Origin of the sequence: Georgenia sp. SYP-B2076 (genome assembly GCF_003991205.1) — a bacterium.
Lineage (GTDB): Bacteria > Actinomycetota > Actinomycetes > Actinomycetales > Actinomycetaceae > Georgenia.
The window spans coordinates 19,630-39,697 of the sequence record NZ_RXOZ01000015.1 but is presented as its reverse complement, the minus strand read 5'-3'; the positions used below and the strand labels follow the sequence as shown (position 1 = coordinate 39,697).

General features: G+C 75.0%; 20 protein-coding genes. 13 read left to right on the top strand and 7 right to left on the bottom strand.

The features are described from left to right. The first annotated feature begins 104 nt into the window (after positions 1–104). The 6 genes from EJK16_RS08845 to cofC all read left to right on the top strand — a co-directional run bounded on the left by EJK16_RS08845 (position 105) and on the right by cofC (position 4,555). The gene (locus tag EJK16_RS08845) at positions 105–1,103 is read left to right on the top strand and encodes a TIGR03557 family F420-dependent LLM class oxidoreductase (protein ID WP_127128443.1); all 999 of its coding nucleotides are present in this window, start codon (positions 105–107) and stop codon (positions 1,101–1,103) included. A gap of 83 nt (positions 1,104–1,186) precedes the next feature. Further along, positions 1,187–1,939 (top strand): coenzyme F420-0:L-glutamate ligase, encoded by a 753-nt coding sequence (gene cofE / locus EJK16_RS08840; protein WP_127128457.1) that lies wholly within the window; start codon positions 1,187–1,189, stop codon positions 1,937–1,939. Positions 1,940–2,008: 69 nt separating this feature from the next. Next, positions 2,009–2,140, top strand: coding sequence for a hypothetical protein (locus tag EJK16_RS20430; RefSeq protein WP_255411476.1), 132 nt, complete (start codon positions 2,009–2,011; stop codon positions 2,138–2,140). Beyond that, complete coding sequence (locus tag EJK16_RS08835; RefSeq protein ID WP_127128441.1) at positions 2,137–2,718, top strand: permease; 582 nt, start codon at positions 2,137–2,139, stop codon at positions 2,716–2,718. Before EJK16_RS20430 ends, EJK16_RS08835 begins: the two co-directional genes overlap by 4 nt. A gap of 77 nt (positions 2,719–2,795) precedes the next feature. Beyond that, entirely contained in the window at positions 2,796–3,728 is a 933-nt protein-coding gene (gene cofD / locus EJK16_RS08830; RefSeq protein WP_240645898.1) for a 2-phospho-L-lactate transferase, read from the top strand. A gap of 197 nt (positions 3,729–3,925) precedes the next feature. Beyond that, positions 3,926–4,555, top strand: coding sequence for a 2-phospho-L-lactate guanylyltransferase (cofC, locus tag EJK16_RS08825; RefSeq protein ID WP_127128437.1), 630 nt, complete (start codon positions 3,926–3,928; stop codon positions 4,553–4,555). On the opposite strand, the gene EJK16_RS08820 is transcribed toward cofC, so the two are convergent. Genes EJK16_RS08820 through EJK16_RS08805 form a run of 4 tightly spaced genes read right to left on the bottom strand, consistent with a single transcriptional unit; the run spans position 4,540 to position 8,229 of the window. Continuing rightward, complete coding sequence (locus tag EJK16_RS08820) at positions 4,540–5,154, bottom strand: nitroreductase family protein (protein WP_127128455.1); 615 nt, start codon at positions 5,152–5,154, stop codon at positions 4,540–4,542. The genes cofC and EJK16_RS08820 overlap by 16 nt on opposite strands. 5 nt (positions 5,155–5,159) lie before the next feature. Next, the gene (locus EJK16_RS08815; RefSeq protein ID WP_240645897.1) at positions 5,160–6,062 is read right to left on the bottom strand and encodes an ABC transporter ATP-binding protein; all 903 of its coding nucleotides are present in this window, start codon (positions 6,060–6,062) and stop codon (positions 5,160–5,162) included. Beyond that, positions 6,059–7,213: a putative F420-0 ABC transporter permease subunit gene (locus EJK16_RS08810; protein ID WP_370275997.1), complete on the bottom strand. Its 1,155-nt coding sequence runs from the start codon at positions 7,211–7,213 to the stop codon at positions 6,059–6,061. The genes EJK16_RS08815 and EJK16_RS08810 overlap by 4 nt, the downstream gene beginning before the upstream one ends. Next, positions 7,210–8,229, bottom strand: a complete 1,020-nt coding sequence (locus EJK16_RS08805; protein WP_127128435.1) for a putative F420-0 ABC transporter substrate-binding protein — start codon at positions 8,227–8,229, stop codon at positions 7,210–7,212. Before EJK16_RS08805 ends, EJK16_RS08810 begins: the two co-directional genes overlap by 4 nt. A gap of 499 nt (positions 8,230–8,728) precedes the next feature. Here EJK16_RS08805 and EJK16_RS08800 point away from each other — a divergent pair, with 499 nt between their 5' ends. From EJK16_RS08800 to EJK16_RS08790, 3 genes are read left to right on the top strand one after another with little or no spacing between them, the layout of a single operon-like run. Further along, complete coding sequence (locus tag EJK16_RS08800; protein WP_127128449.1) at positions 8,729–9,574, top strand: nitrilase-related carbon-nitrogen hydrolase; 846 nt, start codon at positions 8,729–8,731, stop codon at positions 9,572–9,574. Between the two features lie 25 nt (positions 9,575–9,599). After that, on the top strand, positions 9,600–11,018 hold the full coding sequence (gene hydA / locus EJK16_RS08795; protein WP_127128433.1) for a dihydropyrimidinase: 1,419 nt from the start codon (positions 9,600–9,602) through the stop codon (positions 11,016–11,018). 12 nt (positions 11,019–11,030) lie between these two features. After that, positions 11,031–12,062 (top strand): TIGR03842 family LLM class F420-dependent oxidoreductase, encoded by a 1,032-nt coding sequence (locus EJK16_RS08790; RefSeq protein ID WP_127128431.1) that lies wholly within the window; start codon positions 11,031–11,033, stop codon positions 12,060–12,062. A gap of 71 nt (positions 12,063–12,133) precedes the next feature. Here the strand turns inward: EJK16_RS08790 and EJK16_RS08785 are convergent, their stop codons facing one another. The 3 genes from EJK16_RS08785 to proC all read right to left on the bottom strand — a co-directional run bounded on the left by EJK16_RS08785 (position 12,134) and on the right by proC (position 14,790). Then, complete coding sequence (locus EJK16_RS08785) at positions 12,134–12,511, bottom strand: nuclear transport factor 2 family protein (RefSeq protein ID WP_240645896.1); 378 nt, start codon at positions 12,509–12,511, stop codon at positions 12,134–12,136. Between the two features lie 154 nt (positions 12,512–12,665). Further along, positions 12,666–13,919 (bottom strand): endonuclease/exonuclease/phosphatase family protein, encoded by a 1,254-nt coding sequence (locus EJK16_RS08780; protein ID WP_127128427.1) that lies wholly within the window; start codon positions 13,917–13,919, stop codon positions 12,666–12,668. Positions 13,920–13,965: 46 nt separating this feature from the next. After that, positions 13,966–14,790: a pyrroline-5-carboxylate reductase gene (proC, locus tag EJK16_RS08775; protein ID WP_127128425.1), complete on the bottom strand. Its 825-nt coding sequence runs from the start codon at positions 14,788–14,790 to the stop codon at positions 13,966–13,968. Between the two features lie 84 nt (positions 14,791–14,874). Here proC and EJK16_RS08770 point away from each other — a divergent pair, with 84 nt between their 5' ends. From EJK16_RS08770 to EJK16_RS08755, 4 genes are all read left to right on the top strand, one after another. After that, positions 14,875–15,657: an SDR family oxidoreductase gene (locus tag EJK16_RS08770; RefSeq protein WP_127128423.1), complete on the top strand. Its 783-nt coding sequence runs from the start codon at positions 14,875–14,877 to the stop codon at positions 15,655–15,657. A gap of 117 nt (positions 15,658–15,774) precedes the next feature. Next, the gene (locus tag EJK16_RS08765) at positions 15,775–17,253 is read left to right on the top strand and encodes an FAD-linked oxidase C-terminal domain-containing protein (RefSeq protein ID WP_127128421.1); all 1,479 of its coding nucleotides are present in this window, start codon (positions 15,775–15,777) and stop codon (positions 17,251–17,253) included. Continuing rightward, entirely contained in the window at positions 17,253–18,494 is a 1,242-nt protein-coding gene (locus EJK16_RS08760; protein WP_127128419.1) for an FAD-binding oxidoreductase, read from the top strand. The genes EJK16_RS08765 and EJK16_RS08760 overlap by 1 nt, the downstream gene beginning before the upstream one ends. Further along, entirely contained in the window at positions 18,494–19,918 is a 1,425-nt protein-coding gene (locus EJK16_RS08755; RefSeq protein ID WP_370275995.1) for a (Fe-S)-binding protein, read from the top strand. Before EJK16_RS08760 ends, EJK16_RS08755 begins: the two co-directional genes overlap by 1 nt. The last annotated feature ends 150 nt before the right edge of the window (positions 19,919–20,068 follow it).

Genomic DNA, 20,068 nt, shown 5'->3' with positions numbered 1-20,068 from the left:
GCTCTTCCGATCTGTGGGCGGCGGGCCGGGCGCGCGTGGGCGGCGGGCCGGGCGCGCGTGGGCGGCGGGCCGGGCGCCGCCGTCGGGCCTGCAAGGATGGGGGCATGAGCCTGACGATCGGATATGCGGCGGCGCTGGAGCAGTTCCCGCCGATGGAGGCGGTGCGCCTGGCGGCGCTCGCGGAGGAGCACGGCTTCTCGGGGGTCATGGCCGCTGACCACTTCCAGCCGTGGACGCCCACCCAGGGGCAGGCGTCCTTCGTCTGGAACGTGCTCACCGCGGTCGCCGAGCGCACGACTGGCGACATGGGCCCGGGCGTGACCGCCCCGACGTTCCGCTGGCACCCGGCGATGGTGGCCCAGGCCTCGGCCACGCTGGCCGCCATGTACCCGGGGCGGCACTGGCTGGGCCTTGGCTCTGGCGAGGCGCTGAACGAGCACATCACCGGGCAGTACTGGCCCGAGGCGCCCGAGCGGATCAACCGGATGTTCGAGGCCATCGAGATCATCCGCAAGCTCTTCACGAACTCCCTGGCGGGCCGGGACACCAAGCACGCCGGCACGTTCTACAAGCTCGAGTCGACCCGGCTGTGGACCATGCCGGAGGTCGCCCCGCCCATCCTGGTCGCCACGGGCGGCCCGGTCACCGCCAAGCGGGCGGGCAAGCACGCCGACGGGCTGATCACCGTGGGGGCGCCGCTGGAGAAGATCGGTGGGCTGTTCGAGAAGTTCGCCGCCGGCGCGCGGGAGGCGGGCAAGGACCCCGACGCCATGCCGAAGGTGCTCCAGCTGCACCTGTCCTGGGCGCCCACGGACGAGGAGGCCCTCGCCAACGCGATGGACCAGTGGCCCAACGGGGGCATGAAGTTCCCCAAGGCGGACATCCGCTCCCCGTACGACTTCGCGGCCATGGCCAAGCTCGTCCGCGAGGAGGACTTCGCCGGGCGCATGATCATCTCCGCCGACCCCGACGCCCACCGCGCCGAGATCCAGCGCTACGTCGACCTCGGCTTCGACCGCATCTACCTGCACAACGTCGGCCGCAACCAGGCCGAGTGGCTGCAGGTCTTCGGCCGCGACGTCCTGCCGGGGCTCGCCCGATGAGCGCCCAGGAGCCGACCGCGCCCGAGCCGACGACACCGGCCACCCCGGAGCCGACCGCGCCCGAGCCCACGACGCCGTCGTCGATGGTCCTCGCCCAGGCACCCGACGGCGTCCCCACCGTGACCCGCGGCGACGACCTCGCCGCGCTGCTGACCCCCGTGCTTGCCGCGCTGACCTGGCCGGACGGGTCCACCGGGATCGCCGAGGGCGACGTCGTGGTGGTGGCCTCGAAGATCGTGGCCAAGGCGGAGGGACGGCTCGTGGCCGCCCGCGACGACGCCGAGCGCGATCGGGTCATCGCGGGCGAGACCGTGCGGGTCGTCGCCACCCGGGAACGCCCCGACGGCTCGGTGCTGCGCATCGTGGAGAACCGTCAGGGCCTCGTCATGGCCGCCGCCGGCGTGGACGTCTCCGACGTGCCCGGCGGCACCGCGCTGCTGCTCCCCGAGGACCCCGACGCCTCCGCGCGGAAGCTGCGCCGCGGGCTCAACGCCCGCCTCGGCGTGCGCCCCGGCGTCCTGGTCACCGACACCGCCGGGCGGCCGTGGCGCCGCGGCGTGGTGGACATGGCCATCGGGGCGGCCGGGGTGCGGGTCCAGGCGGACCACCGGGGACGGCACGACGCCTACGGCCGCGAGCTGCAGACCACCATCGTCAACCTGGCCGACGAGATCGCCGCCGCGGCGGACCTCGTCAAGGGCAAGGCGGTGGGCAGGCCCGTCGCGGTCGTGCGCGGCATGGCGCACGCCGTCACTTTCGAGGACGGCGACGGCGCGACCGCCCTGATCCGCCCCCCCGCCGAGGACATGTTCCGCCGCGGCGTGAACGAGCCGTGACCGCGCCGGGCATGCGACCCGCGGGACTCGGGTAGCGGCCCTTCCGTCGTCCGGCCCCGCACCGCTAGCGTGGGCAGCCCCTCGCTCGTGGAGGCCGCCATGGGGTTCGCCCTCGGGGTCGTGCTCTTCGTCATCGTGCTCGGCGTGCTGGACCGGCGCCTGCCGTGGCCGCCTGCCGCCCGCCCGGGGCAGCACCAGTGATCGCCGGTCACTTCGGGCTCGCGGCCGGCGTCAAGGCGGGGGAGACGGCGGCGCCGCTCTGGGCGCTGATGCTGGCCACCGTGTGGCTCGACATCGTCTTCGTCCCGCTGGTCCTCCTCGGGGTGGAGAGCATCGAGAACGCGCCCGGCACGTCCGGCGGGTACGGCAACGTCGTCATCCACGCGGACTACACCCACTCGCTGGTCGGCGCGCTGCTGCTGGCCGGGGTCTTCGCGGCAGTCGCCGCCGTGTGGTGGCGGACCCGCGTGGCTCTCGTCCTCGGCGCGGTGGTGTTCTCCCACTGGCTGCTGGACCTGGTCGTGCACCGCGCGGACATGCCGGTGCTGCCGGGGAACGCGGGCGACCTGCCCCTCCTCGGGCTCGGGCTCTGGCGCGTCCCGGCCGCGTCAGTGGCTGTCGAGCTGCTCCTGGTGCTCACCGGAAGCTGGCTCTACTGGCGTGCGGCGCGCCGGGCGGAGGCCGCGGGCCCGCCGCCCCGCCCCCGGGCCAACAGGCTCGGTGCCCTGGCGCTCGGCGCCGGTGTCCTCACCCTGGTGGTCGACGCCTTCATCGGCTGACCGTCCAGGGTCGGCGGCACATGCCCGCGGTCCGGTCGCGTGCGCTCGCGCACCGGCGCGCCCCCTATGCTGCCGGGGTGCGCACCAGCCCGACCGTGACCCTCCTGTCCGGGGGCGGCGGTGGCGCGAAGCTCGCGCAGGGCCTGGCCCGCGTCGTCGACGACCTGACCGTGGTCGTCAACACCGGGGACGACGCCGTCCTGTACGGCCTCTCGGTCAGCCCGGACCTGGACACGGTGATGTACACGCTCGCCGGCCTGGTGGACCCGCGCGCGGGATGGGGCATCGACGGCGACACCCACGCCACGCTCGAGGCGATGGCCCGGCTGGGCGAGGACACGTGGTTCAGCCTCGGCGACCGGGACCTCGCCACCCACATCCTCCGGACCGCGCGCCTGCACGCCGGCGCGCCCCTGTCGGAGGTGACCGCGCAGCTCTGCGCGGCGCTGGGCGTCCGGGCGCGCCTGCTCCCGATGACCGACGACCGCGTGGCCACCCAGGTCGACGTCGCCGACGGCCGCCTCGGCTTCCAGGAGTACTTCGTGGGACGCCGGCACCGTGACGAGGTCCTGGGTGTCGTCCTCGACGGGATCGAGCTCGCCCGCCCCGCACCCGGAGTGCTGGCCGCGCTGACCGAGGCCGACATGGTCGTCATCGGGCCGTCCAACCCGTTCGTCAGCATCGGTCCCATCCTGGCGGTGCCCGGCGTGCGCGAGGCCCTGGCGGGGACGCAGGCCCACCGGGCCGCGGTCAGCCCCATCGTGGGCGGGCAGGCGCTCAAGGGTCCCGCGGCCGCCATGCTCGCCGCCCTTGGTCACGAGGTCTCCGCGGTGGGCGTCGCCCGGCTCTACGCCGGCCTGCTGGACGTGCTGGTGATCGACGAGCAGGACAGGCTCCTCGCGCCGGCGGTCGAGGCCCTGGGCATGTCCGTCGTGGTGACGCAGACCGTCCTCGGCGGACCGGAGGACCGTGAGCGCCTGGCCCGCGAGCTGCTCGATGCCGCCTCCTGACCGTGCTTGGTGACTCGCGTCCGGGCGGCGCCGGTGAAGGGTCGTGCAGCGCCGATGAGCGGCCGCGCAACGCCTCCCACTCGAATCGCGCCACAACCCGTCCCCACCACGTAACAGCCGATGCCGATGTGGCGGATGAGGCGTCCGCGGGGCCGCTCGGGGCGCCGGTTGTGGCGCGATCCGCGCGACCGACGAGCGTGACCGCCGTGGTGCCGCTGCGCGACGGCCGGTCGGGCAAGACGCGGCTGGCCAGCGTGCTGGGCCCGGAGGAGCGCACCCGCCTCGTCACCCTGCTGGCCCGTCACGTCGTCACGACCCTCCTCGCGGCGCCGGTGACCCGCGTGCTCGTCGTCACCGGGGACCCGCGGTTCGCGGCCGGCGCCCTGCCGCCGGACCCGCGGGTGGAGGTGGTGCGCCAACCCGAGGAGCGGCAAGGGCTGAACGCCGCCGTGGCGCTCGGCCGGGAGCTGGCCCTCGAACGCGCCCCCGGCCGCGTCCTCGTGATGCACGCCGACCTGCCCCTCCTGGCCGCGGATGACGTCCTCGCCCTCCTCGCGCCCGCGGCCCCGCTCGTCCTGGCGCCGGACCGCGCCGGCACGGGCACCAACGCCCTCGTGCTCGACCCGGCCGTCCGCGGGTTCCGGTTCCGGTTCGGGCCGGGCAGCCGCGTCGCGCACACCCGGGAGGCCGCCGCCCTCGGCCTGCGGGTCGCCGTGGTGGAGCGGCCGGGCACCACCACGGACCTCGACACCCCCGGCGACTGGGCCGCGCTGCCGCCCGGGCTCCGCGCCCGGCTGGGCGGCCCGACGGCTCAGCCGGACCAGTGACCGCGGTGGACGACCTCCTCGACCGGCCTGCGCCTCCGGGTGCCCGCTGATCCCCGCCCCTGTTCGGCGGCCGCGGGGTGCCCCACGGTGATGGCGCCCACCGGTGTGTGGTCCGCCGGGATGCCGAACGCGGCGCGCAGGGCGTCGTGGCGCCCGGGCGGGACCCCGAAGAAGCAGGCCCCCAGTCCCTCGTCCATGGCCGTCTGCAGGATCAGCAGCGAGGCCATCCCCGTGTCGACGTGCCAGTAGGGCACCGCCCAGCGGGCCTCGTCGCGGTCGGCCCAGCCCTTGTCCGCCTCGGCGTACCTCGCGAGGTACACGTCCCTCGAGGAGAGCGGCACGACGACGACCGGCGCGGTCCGCATGCCCCGGAGCCAGGCGTCGGGCCGGGCCGCCCTCGCCGGCGGGGTGGTCGCCTCCCAGAAGCGTGCGACGTCGGCCGGCCGGTCGAGCACGAGGAAGGCCCAGCCCTGGCTGAAGCCCGCGCTCGGGGCGTGGACGGCGTTGCGAAGGAGCCGGTCCACCGACGCGGGGTCCACGGCGTCGGGGGAGTAGCGGCGCACCATCCGGCGCCGGCGCACGACCTCCTGGAAGTCCATCGAGCTCACGCGGGGTCGAAGAGGAGGATCTCGCGCCCGTCGACGCGCGCGCGGTGGGCCCGGACGCCGTAGACGTCGCCGACGAGCCCGTCTGTGAGCACCTCGCGCGGGTCCCCGGCGGCGACCACCCGGCCGGCGTCGAGGACGAGCACGTGGTCGCAGTAGCGCAGCGCGTGGTTGAGGTCGTGGAGGGCGGCGAGGACGGTGACGCCGTCGGCGGCGAGCTCCCGGGCCAGGCCCAGGACGGCGAGCTGGGCGCCGACGTCGAGGTGGTTCGTGGGCTCGTCCAGCAGGAGGAGGCGGGGCTCCTGCGCCAGGGCGCGCGCGAGGTGCACCCGCTGGCGCTCCCCGCCCGAGAGGGTGGCGAAGTCGCGCCCGGCCAGCGCGGTCGCGCCGGTGCGGGCCAGGGCGCGGCGCGCGATGTCGAGGTCGGTGGCGGAGTCCGCGCCCCAGCGGGGGCGGTGGGGGGTGCGGCCGAGCAGCACCACGTCGAGGACGTCGTGCGAGACGTCGGCGGCGGCGTCCTGCTCGACCAGGGCCAGGCTGCGGGCGCGCTCGCGCCGGGCGAGCCGCCCGAGGTCACGGCCGGAGAGCAGGACGGTGCCGGTGTCGGGGGCCAGGGCCCCGACCAGGACCCGCAGCAGCGTGGACTTGCCGGACCCGTTGGGCCCGACCACGGCGCTGACGGCGCCGGCGGGCACGGAGGCGTCCACGCCGGTGAGGATCCTGGCCGGCCCGACGGCGAGGGTGAGCGCGGCGACGTCGAGCGCAACGCCGGGCGCCGGGGCGACGGGCACCCCGGTGGCGCCGGCGGGCGGCGCACCGGCGAGCGGGGCAGCGGGCCGTGCGGCGACGGGCCGCGCGGTGGCGCCGGTGGGCGGGGCGCCCGTGGGCGTGCGGGCGCTCATGCCGCGCTCCGGCCCCGGCGCAGCAGCACCGCGAAGACGGGCGCGCCGATCGCGGCCGTGAGGATGCCGACGGGCAGCTCGCGCGGCTCGAAGAGGCTGCGGGCGGCGGTGTCCGCGAGGAGGAGGAAGATCGCGCCGGCGAGCGCGGACACCGGCAGGAGGCGGTGGTGGCGCGAGCCCACGAGCAGCCGCACGGCGTGCGGCATGACCAGGCCGACGAACCCGATCGACCCGGCGACCGAGACCAGCAGTGCGGTGAGCAGCGCGGCGGCGCACAGCAGCACCCACCGGGCCCGCGTCACGGCGATCCCCAGGGACGCCGCGGAGACGTCGCCGAACGTGAAGGCGTCCAGGGTGCGGCCCTGGGCTGCGAGGAACGTGCCGACTACGGCCGTGGCCCCGAGGGCGAGCAGGGCCTCCGGCCACACCGTCCCGCCGAGGGAGCCCATGAGCCAGGACAGGATCTCGCGGTACGAGTCCCCGGTGGAGGACCAGAAGATCACGAAGCTCACGACGGCGGAGCCGACCTGGGCGACGGCGACGCCGGCGAGCACGGTGCGCACGGGGGACAGCCCGCCGTCGCGGCGGGTGGCCAGCGCCAGGGTCGTCACGAGCGCGGCGAGCGCGCCGACGAACGCGGCGACCGGCAGGGCGGCGCTCAGCCCCAGCACGAGCACGAGCACCGCGCCCACGGAGGCGCCGGAGGAGACGCCGAGCAGGTACGGGTCGGCCAGCGCGTTGCGGGTCAGGGCCTGCATGACGGCGCCCACCAGCGCGAGGCCCGCGCCGACGGCGGCCGCGGCCACCACGCGCGGGGCCCGGCCCTGCCAGATGATGGCGTCCTGGATCGTCGTGAGGGGGTTCGCCGGGCAGCCGGCCGTGCCCGAGCCGGCCGCGCACAGGTGGTGCCCGGCGGAGGCCCACACCTGCGGGACCGTGATGTCGGCCTGCCCGAGCGTGAGCGCCCACCCGGCCACCACCACGAGCACGGCCAGGAGCGCGAGGAGGACGGCGGCGAGCGGCGCGCGGCGCCGTCGGGCGCCGTCAGCGCGACCGGCCGGGCCGCCCGCGCCGTCAGCGCGACCGGCCGGGCCGCCCGCGGCCGCCGGACGGGTGGGGAGCGTCCCGCCCGTTCGCACCGTGGTGCTCACATGCCCTCCTCCAGCCGCGCGAGCTGCGCCGCCAGGTCGGTGACGGCCCGGACGTTACGCACGCCCGCCTCGGTGGCCGGGAACGGGACCGTCAGGTAGCGGTGGGCCTGCACGGCGGGCAGGGCGGCGGTGACCGGGTTCGCCTCGAGCAGCTCGATCTTGTGCGCGGCGGTGTTCCACGCGGAGTCCACGAGCACGATGACGTCCGGGTCGCGCTCGGCCACCGCCTCCCAGCCCAGCGACGTCCAGGTGTCCGGGACGTCGGCGGCGACGTTGCGCAGCCCCACGGCGTCCATGATCATCTGCGGCGCCCCGGTGCCCGCCCCCACGTAGGGCGTGTCCTCCCCGGAGGAGTACCACAGCGCGCTGAGCCCGGCGCCGGAGGGATGGACCGCGGCGAGCTCGGCGCGCTGCTCCCGGACGAGCGTCGCGGCCGCGTCGGCCTCGCCGAGCATCGCCCCGGCCTGGGTGATCTCGTCGAAGACGAGGTCGAAGGTGAGCTTCGCGGGCTTGTAGCCGGCCTCCTTGCACGCCGAGGGGGAGACGTAGGTGGCCACGCCCAGACCGGCGTACATGCTGCGCTCGCCCGCGCCGTCGGCGCTGAGGTTGGACTCCCACCCGGCGTAGACGAGGTCGGGCTCGAGGCTCAGGACGGCCTCGGACGAGGGGTTCTTCTCCGCAAGGACCGGCACGTCCTTCGCCGCGGCCGCGTAGGGCGCCGGCACGTCGCCGTCGGCGAAGGCGGTACCGACCAGCCGGTCGCCGGCGCCGAGGGCCAGGACCATCTCGGTGGCCGAGGACTTGATCGTCACGATGCGCTGCGGCGGGGCGTCCAGCGTCGCGTCGACGCCGCAGCTCGACACCGTGAGCGGGAAGCCCGGCGCCGGGGCCGAGCTCGAGGCGGCGCCCGCCGGGGCCTGGGCGGCCGGCGCGTGAGCGGTGCCGCCGCAGGCGGTCAGGAGCAGCGCGGACGCGACGAGGGCGAGGACGGGCAGACGGCGGACGTGGGCGGCCACATGGTCTCCAGGGCAGGCGGTCGGGGCCGGCCGCGCAGCCAGCGGGCTGCGCACCGGGCGGGGAACGGGCCGCGGGCCCACGTCCAGGCCCTCCTCCGAGCCATTACCGGCCCGGGGTCCGAAATAATCCTAGCCCCACCGCGGGGTAGCACACGGCGAACGTGGGGCGCGTCCGCCGGAGGCCGGGCCCCCGCGCCCCAGCGCGCAGCAGGGGCCCTGCCAAAGCCGCGCCGCGGACGGCGCGGATCTGCTACGTTCCGGGCCCAGCGGTGCAGGGAGGCGCCGCGGGAATCCGTCCGCTGCGCCGTCGCCGCGGGCCGTCCGAGCCGGTGGCGACTCCGCGGCGGTCCGACGCGGCGGACGTGTCGCCGGCCAGATGTTTACGCCACGCACAACGGCATGGACGATCGTGGGAACGTCCCGCGCGGAGGGGGCCGGCAACGGCGACGCCCCGCTCGGGAAGGTCACCCGCTCGCGCCGCACCGACCTGGAGGATCCGATGACCGTGAAGATCGCGCTGACCCAGACCCCGTGGACCGGGGACAAGGAGTCGATGATCGCGCGCCACGAGGACTACGCCCGGCAGGCGGCCGCCCAGGGGGCGCAGGCCATCTGCTTCCAGGAGCTCTTCTACGGCCCGTACTTCGGCATCACCCAGGATCCCAAGTACTACGCCTACGTCGAGACGATCCCCGGGCCCACGACGGAGCGGTTCAGGGCCCTGGCCCGGGAGCTGGGCATGGTGGTCGTGCTGCCGATCTACGAGGAGGACCAGCCCGGGGTCTACTACAACACGGCCGTCGTCATCGACGCCGACGGGACCGTGCTGGGCAAGTACCGCAAGCACCACATCCCGCACCTGCCGAAGTTCTGGGAGAAGTTCTACTTCCGTCCCGGGAACGTCGGCTACCCGGTGTTCGACACCGCGATCGGCAGGATCGGCGTGTACATCTGCTACGACCGGCACTTCCCGGAGGGCTGGCGCGAGCTGGGCCTGAACGGCGCCGAGATCGTCTTCAACCCGAACGCCACCGCGCCGGGGATCTCCAACCGCAACTGGGAGCTCGAGCAGCCCGCCGCGGCCCTCGCGAACGGGTACTTCATCGCCGCGTCCAACCGGGTCGGCGCGGAGACCAACGAGTACGGCGACGACGCGGTGACGTTCTACGGCAGCTCGTACGTGGTGGGCCCGGACGGGATGTTCGTGGGGGAGTGGGCCTCGAGCACGGACGCGGAGATGCGGGTCTGGGAGGTCGACCTGGACCAGATCCGCGTGGTCCGCGAGCGGTGGCAGTTCTACCGCGACCGCCGGCCGGACTCCTACGTCGCCATCACCGCGCGCTGAGCGCGCCGACCGGGAAGGAACGGCGATGAAGACCCTCATCACGGGCGGGACCGTCGTCAACGCGACCGGCAGGTCGCGCGCGGACGTCCTCATCGACGGCGAGACGATCGCCGCGGTCCTACTCCCCGGCTCGAGCCTGCTGGGCTTCGACGTCGCCGCCCACGTCGACACCGTCGTCGACGCCACGGGCAAGTACGTCATCCCGGGCGGCATCGACGCCCACACCCACATGGAGATGCCCTTCGGCGGCACGTTCGCGTCGGACACGTTCGAGACCGGGACGACGGCGGCGGCCTGGGGCGGCACGACGACGATCGTGGACTTCGTGGTGCAGTACCCCGGGCAGAACCCGCTCGAGCAGTACGCCCTGTGGCACGAGAAGGCCGCCGGGAACTGCGCGGTGGACTACGGCTTCCACCAGATCCTCTCCGACATCCAGGACTCCTCCCTGGACGCGATGGACGAGCTGGTCGCCGAGGGCGTGTCGAGCTTCAAGGTCTTCACCGCCTACAAGGGCGTGTTCCTCTCCGACGACGGGCAGATCCTCAAGGCGATGCAGAAGGCCGCCGGGAACGGCTCGATGATCATGGGGCACGCGGAGAACGGCTCGGTCATCGACGTGCTGGTGCAGCAGGCCCTCGCCCGCGGCGAGACGACGCCGTACCACCACGGCCTCACCCGGCCCTGGCAGGCGGAGGAGGAGGCCACCCACCGCCTGATCATGCTGGCCAACCTCACCGGGGCGCCGCTGTACATCGTGCACGTCTCCGCCAAGCAGGCCGCCGAGCAGATCGCGCTGGCCAGGGACAAGGGGCAGAACGTCTTCGGCGAGACCTGCCCGCAGTACCTCTACCTCTCCCTCGAGGAGCAGCTCGGCGCGCCGGGCTTCGAGGGCGCGAAGTGGGTGTGCTCGACGCCCCTGCGCTCGCGGGCCGAGCGGCACCAGGACCACATGTGGCAGTCCCTGCGCACCAACGACCTCCAGATCGTCTCCACCGACCACTGCCCGTTCTGCATGAAGGACCAGAAGGAGATGGGGATCGGCGACTTCTCCAAGATCCCCAACGGCATCGGCGGCGTGGAGCACCGCCTGGACCTGCTCTACCAGGGCGTGGTCACCGGCGAGATCACCCTCGAGCGGTGGGTGGAGCTGTGCTGCGTGACCCCCGCGCGGATGTTCGGCATGTACGGGCGCAAGGGCGTCATCGCCCCCGGCGCGGACGGCGACGTCGTCGTGTACGACCCGGGCGGCCACACGAGCATCGGGGTCGGCAAGACGCACCACATGAACATGGACTACTCGGCGTGGGAGGGCTTCGAGATCGACGGGCACGTCGACACGGTCATCTCCCGCGGCTCCGTCGTCGTCGCCGACGGCGAGTTCACCGGGCGGGTGGGCCACGGCCGGTACGTGCCGCGCGGGCTGTCCCAGTACCTGCTCTGAGAGGCGGATCCCATGGACTTCGGCGTCGTCCTCCAGAACGACCCGCCCGCCTCGCGGGTGGTCGAGCTGGCCCGGCAGGCGGAGACGCACGGCTTCGGCTACGTGTGGACCTTCGACTCGCACCTGCTCTGGCAGGAGCCCTACGTCGTCTACAGCCAGATCCTGGCCGCCACCCGCAGGGTCAAGGTCGGGCCCATGGTCACCAACCCCGTCACGCGGGACTGGACGGTGACCGCCTCGGCCTTCGCCACGCTCAACGAGATGTTCGGCAACAGGACGATCTGCGGCATCGGGCGCGGTGACTCCGCGGTGCGCGTGACGGGCGGCCGGCCCGCGACGCTGGAGACGCTGCGGGAGGCGGTCCACGTCATCCGCGAGCTGGCGAACTCGCGCAGCGCCCTGCTGGGCGGGGCGACGCTGCGGCTGCCCTGGTCGGTGGGCTCGCAGCTGGACGTGTGGGTGGCGGGGTACGGCCCCAAGGCGCTGGCGCTGACCGGGGAGGTGGGGGACGGGTTCATCCTCCAGCTCGCCGACCCCGACGTCGCCACCTGGACCATCCAGGCCGTGAAGGCCGCCGCCGAGCGCGCCGGGCGCGACCCGGGGGCGCTGCAGTTCTGCGTCGCCGCCCCGATGTACATCGGCGACGGCGCGGACCCGGCCGCCCGCGCGCACATGCGGGACCAGACCCGGTGGTTCGGCGGGATGGTCGGCAACCACGTGGCCGACCTGGTCGCCCGGTACGGCGAGGGCACGGCCCTGCCGCGGGCCCTGACCGACTACATCGCCGGGCGCCAGGGCTACGACTACAACGAGCACGGCCGCGCGGGGAACACCCACACCGCCTTCGTCCCGGACGAGGTCATCGAGCGGTTCTGCGTGCTGGGCAGCCCGGCCGAGCACATCGAGAAGATCGAGGCGCTGCGGGACCTCGGCGTCACCCAGTTCGCCGGCTACCTCATGCACGACAACAAGGAGGAGACGCTCCGCGTCTACGGCGAGCGGGTGATCCCGGCACTGCGCGCGTCGGTCACCGCGAAGGCCTGAGGCGCCTCCCGGCTCCGGAGAACATCACTCGGGCATGCGCTGAGGGATGTACTCCGGAGCGCAGTGGTCGGTCAGGTGTGCGCGTGCTCCACCCAGCCGGCACGCCAGTCGGGCGGCTTGAAGGGCTCCGTCCAGTACGCGATCTCCCGCGCGATCTTGCCCTCGCGCATCTCGAAGACGAACACGGTCAGATAGACCGGCCCGCCGTAGTCGAGCGAGGCCTCGGCGACCACGAGGTCACCGGATGCGGTGATCCGCATCGGGGTGATCGTGGGGAGCGCGGGGAAGGCGCCGTAGATCGCCCGCCGGTTGTCGCCCCCGACGACCCGCTCGCCGGACTGTGGCCAGTCCATCACCGCGTCCTCGTGGAACAGCTCGTCCATGACCTGGATCTTGCGGTCGTTGATGCACCGGATCAGGCGCTCCACGACCGTGCGGTTCTCGTCCACCGACATCGTTGCCGGCCCTCCGCTCGTCGGTTCCTCGGACCCGCCGGGCGAACCGGTCGCCCTACCGGAAAGAGTAGCCGCCGGGCTCACCGTGGGGAGGGCCGCCGGCGCCCACCCCGGGGCGGCCGCCGGCCGCGCACCCGGGGCGGCCGGCTCAGCGCCAGGCCGGGACGCGCACGTCCGCCCACACCAGGCGGTGCGCGGAGGTGGGGAAGGGACGCTGGCCGGTGAGCTCGGAGCCGGGCTGGTCCGCCATGGGCCAGAAGACCCCGGCGTCCAGGACCCGCAGGTTCCTCGACGGCAGCACGTAGTCCAGCCGCAGGTTCCCCGGGCCCGGGTCGTCGGCGAGGTCGGCGGTGTCCAGGGCCGGGTCGCCGGCCTGGCCCACGTTGGCCACCCGCTGGACGGCGCCCGCCTCCACGGCGCCGCCGGACGCCGGCTCCGGGTCGCGCAGCCGCGGGTGATCGAGGAGCTGGGCGATGGCGCCGGGATGGCCGGGGCCGTCGGCCGGGTCGGCGCCCAGGTCCCCGGCGACCACGAACCGGGCGCCGGGCGTCAGCCCGCCGGGTCGGCCGGCGTCGTCGTAGATGTACTCGCCGGCGCCACCGACGCCGATGTAGTCGGCCCAGAACCGGATCTCGTCGTGGTTGCGCAGCCGGCCCACCTCCTCGCCGGAGGCGGGCGCCGGCTGCGCGGCGAGCACGTGCACGCTCGTGCCGTGGACGTCGACGGGTACGTCCCAGTGGGAGGAGCTCGACAGGGGCAACCGCTCGAGCTCGCCCGCGCCGTACAGGTCCGCCGGTGCCGGGGGGTGGTCGGGCAGCAGCGCCCCGGGCATGTCCTTCCAGAGGAAGGTCCGGAAGGTGCGCACGGACGCGGTGTCGATGGGGTACCGCGAGAGCACCGCCATCCCGGCGCCGGGACCACCGGACGCGCCGCCGCCGAAGCTGCCGCCGTCGCTGCCGTCGAGGGTGCCGGCGTCGCCGTCGCCGTCGTCCGAGCCCCAGGCGCCGGCGTTCACCGGCGCCGTGAAGGCGTAGGGATACGCCACCGGGGTCTCGCCGTGCTGGGCGACCTCGAGGTAGCGCTCGCGGAAGAGGTCCACCGCCTCGCCGGCGGGATCGGTGTCGATGCCGCCCAGCACCACGACGTCCGGGGCGGTGATCTGGATGACCTCGGCGACGGCCCGCGCCTGCCGGTCGCCGGCGGCCAGGTCCGCGACGAGCTCACCGGGCTCGGCGCGGGCGAGGGACACGTCGTAGCTCGCCACCCGCAGCGTCACCGGCGCCGGGCGCGCGTCACCGTCCCGGGCTCGGGCCGCCTGCCCGGCCGCGGCGGCCGGCGCGAGGGCACCGCCCGCCAGTGCCGTGACGGCGAGCGCCCCCAGGACACGCGCGACCCGCTTCATGCCTGCCACGGTAACAAGGCGGGCCGCGCGCCGGTGCCGGTTCGCGTCAGTGCCGGGCCATCTCCCGGTCGCGGTCGATCACGGCCTGCACGCCGCGGACGACGGCGGGGGAGAACCCGACGTCCTCCATGGCCACCAGGCCGGCCACCGTCGTCCCGCCCGGGGAGGAGACCATGTCGACGAGGTCGGCGGGCGTGAGCCCGTCGCCCGCCCGCTCCAGGACGAGCCGCGCGCTCCCGAGCACCGTCTGGGCCGCGATCCGCACGGCCTGGGACTTGGGCAGCCCGTTCTTGACCGCCCCGCGCGCCAGCGCGTCGATGAAGGCGAACACGAACGCGGGCGCGGACCCGGCGATCGCCGTGTAGGCGGAGAAGTCGCGCTCGGGGAGCACGATGGCGCTGCCGACGGTCTCGAACAGCCCGACGACGGCGTCGACCTGCTCGTCGGTCGCGTCGGCGTTGCCGCACACGGCCGCCATGCCCGCCCCGATCTGGGCGTTCACGTTCGGCATCACGCGCACGACGGCCTGGCCCGGGGGCAGCAGCTCGCCCAGCCGCTCGAGCGTGAGCCCGGCGGCGAGGGAGACCACGAGCGAGCCGTGCTCGGCCAGGAGGTCGCCCAGCGGCGCGAGGACGCCGGGGATCATGTGGGGCTTGACCGCGAGGACCACGACGCCGCCGGCGCCCACCTCCTCGACGAGCTCCTCGTTGGTGTCCAGGACGTCGACGCCGGTCTCGCGCGCCAGGGCCTGCGCGGAGTGCCCGTGCGCGCTCGTGACCACGACGTCGTCCGCGGGGATCGAGCCTTCCGCGACGAGGCCGCGGACGATCGCCCCGGCCATGTTCCCGGCGCCGATGAATCCGACCCTCATGGGCTGCTCCCTGTGTGGTGGTGGAGGCGCCCGTCGCGGTGCGGGCTTTGGTCAGTATGGCGCGGCGCGGGCATGATCGTCGTCATGCCCCCCGCAGACACCGCCGTTCCCGGCGCCCCCAGCACTCCCCGCGCCCTCGTCACGGGCGCCTCCACCGGGATCGGCGCCGCGACCGTGCGGCGGCTGCGCGCCGAGGGCTGGGACGTCCTCGCCACCGCTCGGCGCACCGACCGGCTGGCGGCGCTGGCCGCCGAGACCGGCTGTGCCACGCACCCGGCGGACCTGACCTCCCCGGACGACGTCGCCGCGCTCGCGGAGCACGTGCGCGGGACGGGACCCCTGCGCGCGCTGGTCAACAACGCGGGCGGCGCCATCGGCGCGGACCCCGTCGAGGCGGGCCGGGCCGAGGACTGGCAGCGGATGTACGAGATCAACGTGCTCACCACCCTGCGCCTGACGCAGGCCCTCCTGCCGACGCTGCGCGCCGACGGCGGCGGGGACGTGGTGGTCGTGACCTCCACGGCCGCGCACGACACCTATCCCGGCGGGGCGGGCTACGCGGCCGCGAAGCACGCCGAGCGGATGATCCCCGCCACGCTGCGCCTAGAGCTCGTGGGCCAGCCGATCCGGGTCGTCGAGATCGCCCCGGGCATGGTCCGCACCGAGGAGTTCTCCCTCAACCGGCTCCACGGCGACGCGGACGCGGCCGCGAACGTCTACGCCGGGGTGGCCGAGCCCCTGGTCGCCGACGACGTCGCCGACGCCATCGTGTGGACGCTGACCCGCCCCGCGCACGTCAATATCGACTCCCTCGTCATCCGCCCCCGCGCCCAGGCCTCGAACACGCTCGTGGCGCGGGAGGGCTGAGGCCCGAACGTCGCCCCGCACGCCGCCCCGCGTGGGACAATCGGAGGCGCCGCGGGAACGTACCCACGGCACGTCAGGGCTCAGTGACGAGAACCCCCGATGTGAAGCAGGCCCGAGATGCAGACCCTCGTTGACACTCCGCTCGCCCGGGTCACCGCCGAGCTCCTGGGTGCCCTCGGCGCCGACCAGGTCCTCACCGACCGGCAGCAGCTGCGCACGTACGAGTGCGACGGGCTGGCGCAGTACAAGGTGGTCCCGGGCCTCGTGGTGCTGGCCCGCGACGCGCGTGACGTGGTCGTCGCGGTCCGGGCGTGCGCCCACCACCGAGTGCCCTTCGTGGCCCGGGGCTCCGGCACGGGCCTGTCCGGCGGGGCGCTGCCCCGGGCCGAGGGCGTCCTGGTCGTCATGGCGCAGATGCGGGACATTCAGGGCATCGACATCCCGAACCAGCGCGCCGTCGTCGAGCCCGGCGTCATCAACCTCCAGCTGACGCGGGCGGTGAACCCCGACGGCTACTACTTCGCGCCCGACCCGTCGAGCCAGTCGGTGTGCTCCATCGGCGGCAACGTCGCGGAGAACTCCGGCGGCGCCCACTGCCTGAAGTACGGCTTCACCACCAACCACGTCGTCGGCCTGGACCTGGTCACCCCGGGCGGGGAGCTGGTCGAGATCGGCGGCCCGGCGCCGGACCCGCCCGGCTACGACCTCCTCAGCGTGCTCGTCGGCTCCGAGGGCACCCTCGGCATCGTCACAAGGGTCGTGGTGCGCCTGACCCGGCTGCCCGAGACCGTGCAGACCGTCCTCGCGGGGTTCCATTCCACCGACGACGCCGGCGCCGCCACCTCGGCGATCATCGCCGCCGGGATCATCCCCGCCGCGATCGAGATGATGGACGCCCTCGCCATCGAGGCGGCGGAGAAGGCCGTCCACTGCGGGTACCCGGAGGGGGCCGGCGCGGTGCTCATCGTCGAGCTCGACGGCGCGGCGCCGGACGTGGCGGGCGAGCTCGCGCAGGTGCTGCGCCACTGCGAGGCCCACGGCAGCTTCGGCACCCGGGTGGCCGCCGACGACGCCGAGCGGGCGCTGATCTGGCGGGGCAGGAAGTCCGCGTTCGCGGCCGTGGGGCGGATCAGCCCGGACTACATCGTCCAGGACGGCGTCGTCCCGCGGACCGCCCTGCCGAGGGTGCTGCGCGAGATCGCGACGATCTCCGCGGAGCGGGGGGTGCGGGTGGCGAACGTGTTCCACGCCGGGGACGGCAACCTCCACCCTCTCGTCCTCTTCGACGACGCCGAGGAAGGGGCGGCCGAGCGTGCGGAGGAGGTCGCCGGCGCGATCCTCGACCTGTGCGTCCGGAGCGGCGGCTCCATCACGGGGGAGCACGGGGTCGGGGCGGACAAGGCCAAGTTCATGCCCCGGATGTTCGGCGCCGAGGACCTGGCCACCATGCAGGTGCTGCGGTGCGCGTTCGACCCGGACGGCATCTCCAACCCCGGGAAGGTCTTCCCCACGCCCCGCCTCTGCGGCGAGCGGCCCGGGCGCCACCGCGGCGGCGACCAGCCCCCGCCGGGGGCCGCCGGGGGCGAGGTGTTCTGATGGCCGACCTCGCCGTGCTCCGCCGCGGCCTCGGCGCCGCCGTCGAGGTCCGCGAGGCGGGGGAGGCCGACGCCGTCGACGGGGTCCCGGCCCGCGTCGTCGCGCGACCGGGCACCGTCGAGGGCGTCTCCGCCGTCCTGCGCGAGGCCGGCCGCGCGGGGCTGGTCACGGTCGTGCGCGGCGGCGGCACCGCCCTGGACTGGGGCGCCCCGCCCGAGCGCGTCGACGTCCTCCTGGACATGACCGCGCTGGACCGCGTCGTCGAGCACGTCGCCGGCGACCTCGTGGTGGTCGCCGAGGCGGGGATCTCCGTGCGGGCGCTCGCGGGCGCCGTCGCCGACGCCGGCCAGGAGCTGCTCACCGACGTGCCCGCCGACCGGCGCGAGGCCGGGTCGACCGTCGGCGGGGCGCTGGCCACCGGGACCAGCGGGCCGCGCCGGCTCCAGCGCCTCGCGCTGCGCGACATGCTCCTGGGGGCGACGGTGGTCCTCGCGGACGGCACGGTGGCCAGGTCGGGCGGGAAGGTCGTGAAGAACGTCGCCGGGTACGACCTCGCGCGGATGATGACCGGCTCGTACGGCACCCTCGCGGTCGTCGTCCGCGCCGCCCTCCGGCTGCACCCGGTGCGTCCGGCCCACCGGTTCGTCCTCCGCACCGGCCCCGTGGAGGAGGTCGCGGCGCTGGGCCGCGCGGTGGTCGCCTCCCAGCTGGCGCCGTCGGCGGTCGAGATCGACCGGCCCGCGGGCAGCGAGGTGGCCACCGTCGCGGTGCTCCTCGAGGGGACGCCGGACGCCGTCGCCACCCGCGCGGCCCGCGCCGCCGAGCTCATCGGCGGCGCGCCCGGTGAGCAGCCCCCCTGGTGGGGACGGCTGCCCGGCGGGGACGCGCTCGCCAAGGCCACCGCGACGCTGACCGGCGTGCGGATGCTCCTCGAGACGGCGCGGGCGAGCGAGGAGCGCCACGGCGCGGGGGTCGCCCTGCGCGGCAGCGCCATGGGCGCCCTGCACGCCGGGATCACCGTGCCCGGGCCGGAGGAGCTGGGGCGCGTCGTGGCGGACCTGCGGGCCGCGGCCCCCACGCCGCGCGAGGGGACCGTCGTCGTCCTCCGCGCCTCCCGCGAGCTCCGGGCGGGGCTGGACGCCTGGGGCCCGGTGCCCGGCCTGGACCTCATGCGCAGCATCAAGGAGCAGCTCGACCCCGGCCGCGCCCTGGCGCCCGGTAGATTCGTGGGAGGGATCTGATGAGCGTCGACGCGACCCGCGGCGCGATGGGCGACCACGAGCCGGCCCAGGCGGGCACGACGCTGCCCGACGCGCTCGCGCTCGCCGCGTTCGACGACCACCACCCGCCCTCGCGGGACCTCGTCGACGACTGCGTGCACTGCGGCTTCTGCCTGCCCGCCTGCCCCACCTACACCCTGTGGGGCGAGGAGATGGACTCCCCCCGCGGGCGCATCTACCTGATGAAGGAGGGCCTCGAGGGCGAGCCGATGAGCAGCTCGATGGTCACCCACATCGACCGGTGCCTGGGCTGCATGGCGTGCGTCACCGTGTGCCCGTCCGGCGTGCAGTACGACAAGCTCATCGAGGCCACCCGACAGCAGGTCGAGCGGCGCGGCTCCCACCACCGCCCCCGGACCGACCGCCTGCTGCGAGAGGGGATCTTCGCGCTGTTCCCGCACCCCGGCCGCCTGCGGCTCCTCCGCGGGCCGCTGGCGCTGTACCAGCGCAGCGGCCTGAGCGCGCTGGTGCGCCGCTCCGGGGTGCTGGAGAGGATCTCGCCGACCCTCGCGACGATGGCGGCGATCGCGCCGCCGGTCCAGCGCCGGGTGCGCATCCCGGAGGTCGTGCCCGCGCGCGGACCCCGGCGCATGACGGTCGGGCTGCTCCTCGGCTGCGTCCAGCGCGAGTTCTACCCCGGCGTCAACGCCGCCACCGTGCGGGTGCTCAACATGGAGGGCTGCGACGTCGTCACCCCGCCCACGCAGGGCTGCTGCGGCGCGTTGTCCGTGCACTCCGGACGCGAGGAGGAGGGGCTGGCGTACGCGCGGGCGCTGATCGACGCGTTCGCGGGCGCCGGCGTCGAGCGGGTCGTCGTCAACTCTGCCGGGTGCGGCTCCACGATGAAGGACTACGCCCACCTCCTGGCCGACGACCCGGACTACGCCGGGCGCGCCCGCGCGTTCGCCGAGAAGGTGCGCGACATCTCCGAGGTGCTCGTCGAGCTCGGGCCACGTGCGCGCCGGCACCCGCTGCCCGTCACCGTCGCCTACCACGACGCGTGCCACCTGGCCCACGCCCAGCAGGTCCGCTCCCAGCCGCGCGAGCTGCTCCGGGCGATCCCCGGCCTGCGGATCAAGGAGATCGCCGAGGGCGACCTGTGCTGCGGCTCTGCCGGGGTGTACAACCTGCTCCTGCCCGAGCCGGCGCGCGAGCTCGGGGACCGCAAGGCCGCGAACGTGGCCCGGACCGACGCCGAGCTCCTCGTGACCTCCAACCCCGGCTGCCTGCTCCAGATCTCGGACGCCCTCCGGCGCCGGGGCCAGGCCATGGCGACGGCGCACCTGGTCCTGGTGCTCGACGCCTCGCTGCGGGGCCTCGACGCCGGCGCGCTGCTGGGCGGGACGGTGCCGGCGCCTGCGCGGGTGGGGCGCGCGCGGCGCTAGACTGCTCGCACAGGCGTCGACCCGGCCATCACCGGCGAGCCTCCGGAAGAACAGGGCACGGCTCCCCGGGCCCCCAGTAGAACCGGACGGGTAGGCCCGTCACAGCCGCTCGAGCGGTCACGCCCGCCGTGCCTGGCACGGGTGGCGCGG

Bases quoted from the DNA above. Each gene is read 5' to 3' on its own strand.
- EJK16_RS08845 (WP_127128443.1), top strand. From the start codon at position 105: ATGAGCCTGACGATCGGATATGCGGCGGCGCTGGAGCAGTTCCCGCCG.
- cofE (WP_127128457.1), top strand. From the start codon at position 1,187: ATGGTCCTCGCCCAGGCACCCGACGGCGTCCCCACCGTGACCCGCGGC.
- EJK16_RS08820 (WP_127128455.1), bottom strand. From the start codon at position 5,154: ATGGACTTCCAGGAGGTCGTGCGCCGGCGCCGGATGGTGCGCCGCTAC.
- EJK16_RS08815 (WP_240645897.1), bottom strand. From the start codon at position 6,062: ATGAGCGCCCGCACGCCCACGGGCGCCCCGCCCACCGGCGCCACCGCG.
- EJK16_RS08800 (WP_127128449.1), top strand. From the start codon at position 8,729: ATGACCGTGAAGATCGCGCTGACCCAGACCCCGTGGACCGGGGACAAG.
- hydA (WP_127128433.1), top strand. From the start codon at position 9,600: ATGAAGACCCTCATCACGGGCGGGACCGTCGTCAACGCGACCGGCAGG.
- EJK16_RS08790 (WP_127128431.1), top strand. From the start codon at position 11,031: ATGGACTTCGGCGTCGTCCTCCAGAACGACCCGCCCGCCTCGCGGGTG.
- EJK16_RS08780 (WP_127128427.1), bottom strand. From the start codon at position 13,919: ATGAAGCGGGTCGCGCGTGTCCTGGGGGCGCTCGCCGTCACGGCACTG.
- proC (WP_127128425.1), bottom strand. From the start codon at position 14,790: ATGAGGGTCGGATTCATCGGCGCCGGGAACATGGCCGGGGCGATCGTC.
- EJK16_RS08770 (WP_127128423.1), top strand. From the start codon at position 14,875: ATGCCCCCCGCAGACACCGCCGTTCCCGGCGCCCCCAGCACTCCCCGC.
- EJK16_RS08765 (WP_127128421.1), top strand. From the start codon at position 15,775: ATGCAGACCCTCGTTGACACTCCGCTCGCCCGGGTCACCGCCGAGCTC.
- EJK16_RS08760 (WP_127128419.1), top strand. From the start codon at position 17,253: ATGGCCGACCTCGCCGTGCTCCGCCGCGGCCTCGGCGCCGCCGTCGAG.
- EJK16_RS08755 (WP_370275995.1), top strand. From the start codon at position 18,494: ATGAGCGTCGACGCGACCCGCGGCGCGATGGGCGACCACGAGCCGGCC.